Genomic DNA, 2,350 nt, shown 5'->3' with positions numbered 1-2,350 from the left:
GGCCGCGTTCGCCCGGTCCGCGCTCAGTTCCCAGTTTGTATAATCGGGGTTCACGTAGGGACGCGCGTCCGTGTAGCCCTCGATCATGACCTTGTTCTTGAGGTGCCCCACCTCGATGGCGACGAGTCTGAGGAGCTTCACCGTCTCCGGTTTCAACTTCGCGCTGCCGACATCGAAGAAGAGGCCGGTGGAGTTCTCAAGGAGTTCGATGCGCAGACCCTCCCTGGTCACGGTGATCTCTATCTTGTCTATGAACTTCTCAAACTCAGGATTGGACCTGATCTCCGTTTCCAGTTTCTTTGCCTCGGCCTTCAGTTTTTCGATCTCCGATGAGACGTCCGTCGTGGGATTTGGCGCCGAACCCGTGGAGCCCTGGAGGACACTTCCTCCGCGGCCGCTCTCGAAAACCCCGGGGTCCTTGAAGTAGGCTGATACCGCCTGTTTGACGGCGTCACTCTGCCCCACGATCCAGAGCACGATGAAGAGGGCCATCATCGCGGTGACAAAGTCCGCGTAGGCCACCTTCCATGCCCCGCCGTGGTGTCCCCCGTGTCCTCTCTTCTTCTTGACTATGATCCTTACGGGAGTCTGGTGGTCGTCCATCGTTACTTGACCCCTTTCACGAAGGATTCCATCTCCTGGAAAGAAGGGCGGTAATCGTTGGGAATGGACCTTCGCGCGAATTCCACCGAGACTATCGGGTTGAACCCCTTGGCGAGGGAGATGATGCCCGATTTGATGGCTTCATAGACCTTCGATTCCTCCTCCGCCGCAAGGTCGAGGTTCGTGGCCATGGGCTGGATGAATCCGTATGAGAGGAAGATACCGAGAAAGGTGCCGACGAGGGCGACGGCCACCTTGTGACCGATCTCTTCCGGCGGTCCACCAATGGCCTGCATGGTGATGACGATACCGAGGACGGCGGCTACGATACCGAGGCCCGGCATGGAATCGCCTATCTTTTGCAGGATCATGCCCGGCTGCGAGCCTTCCTGGTGGTGTGTTTCGATATCGAGGTCCATGAGGCTCTCGATGTCATGAGGGGCGATCCCCCCGAGAACGATAAGCCTGAAGGTGTCGGTCATGAAGGAGATGATATGGTGATGCCGCGTGATGTTGGGGTACTTGGTGAATATCTTGCTCTGATCGGGGTGCTCGATATGGGATTCGAGGGCGATGAGGCCGTCTTTGCGGGTCACCTGGAAGATCTCGTACATGAGTCTCAGGAGGTCGAGATAGAGATCGCGGTTGACGGCTCCTCCTTTGAGAGAGGCCATCACCCTGGCGATGATCTTCATGAGGAGCTTCTTGGGGGCCGAAATCACCATCGCCCCCAGGGCTGCCCCGCCTATGATGAGGAACTCGACGGGCTGCACGATGAGCTTCAAGGGTCCGCCCTCCAGGACGAAACCCCCGAACACCGCACCCAGGACCACAATAGCACCGATAATGACAAACATAGTCAGTTTTGCGCCCTCTTGGGTCCCCTTGCCTTCAGAGGACCGGAGGGGCCCTTTGCCCTCCGCGGACCGGTACACTGATAGTATTCCGTGCCCTGTTCCGTATGGAGGTTATCGGACGAGGAAGGGAAAAGATTAAGATAGGGTTTTAAGTTTTAGGTTTTAAGTTTTAAGTGAAAGACCAGGGTAAACAGAATAGCGGGATGCTCCTGTATTTCAAGGGAAGAAAGCCGGTTTTTTTCTGTTTTCAACCTAAAACTTAAAACCTAAAACTTAAAACCCTATCTATCCCAATTCGTTGTAGACGATCTTTCCGTCGACCATGGTGAAGAGGTTCCTGCCGCGCAGCGTCATGCCGTGGAAGGGGGTGTTCTTTCCCTTCGAGGCGAAGGACTTTCTGTCGACCGTCCATTCCATATCGGGGTCGAAGACGATGATATCGGCCGGGGCTCCTTCGCTTATGACGCCGGCCTCGAGGCCCAGCAATTTCGCCGGATTGGCGGTCATCTTCATGAGAAGGCCCTTCAGGTCGAGGATGTCCTCCCGGACGAGGCCCAGCGACAGCGCAAGGGCCGTCTCGAAGCCCGAGATACCGAAGGTCGCCAGGTCGAACTCGACATCCTTGGAGGTGAATTCGTGAGGCGCGTGGTCGGTGGCGATGATATCGATGGTCCCCTTGCGGAGCCCTTCCTTGATGGCATTGACGTCGTCCTGAGACCTCAAGGGAGGATTCACCTTCGTGTTCGTGTCATAGGTGAGGGTTGCCTCATCGGTGAGCGTGAAATAATGGGGGCACGTGTCGCAGGTGATCTTCCTGAACCTCCGCTTCGCGCGCTCGATGATCTCCACGCTGCCCGCCGTCGAGATGTGGGTGAGGTGGATCGGCGCGT

At 56.8% G+C, this 2,350-nt stretch carries 3 protein-coding genes; all 3 read right to left on the bottom strand.

The window, feature by feature from the left end:
- On the bottom strand, positions 1-603 hold a 603-nt coding region (locus GXX82_10730), incomplete at its 3' end, for an OmpA family protein (protein NLT23511.1).
- Positions 604-605: 2 nt separating this feature from the next.
- On the bottom strand, positions 606-1,460 hold the full coding sequence (gene motA, locus GXX82_10725; protein ID NLT23510.1) for a flagellar motor stator protein MotA: 855 nt from the start codon (positions 1,458-1,460) through the stop codon (positions 606-608).
- Between the two features lie 285 nt (positions 1,461-1,745).
- Positions 1,746-2,350, bottom strand: a 605-nt coding sequence (locus GXX82_10720; protein ID NLT23509.1) for an amidohydrolase family protein, incomplete at its 5' end; no start/stop codon positions are given.

The sequence above is a fragment of the Syntrophorhabdus sp. genome, assembly GCA_012719415.1.
Taxonomy (GTDB): Bacteria; Desulfobacterota; Syntrophorhabdia; order Syntrophorhabdales; family Syntrophorhabdaceae; genus Delta-02.
The sequence above is the reverse complement of the archived record's forward strand: the minus strand, read 5'-3'. Positions and strand labels throughout refer to the sequence as shown.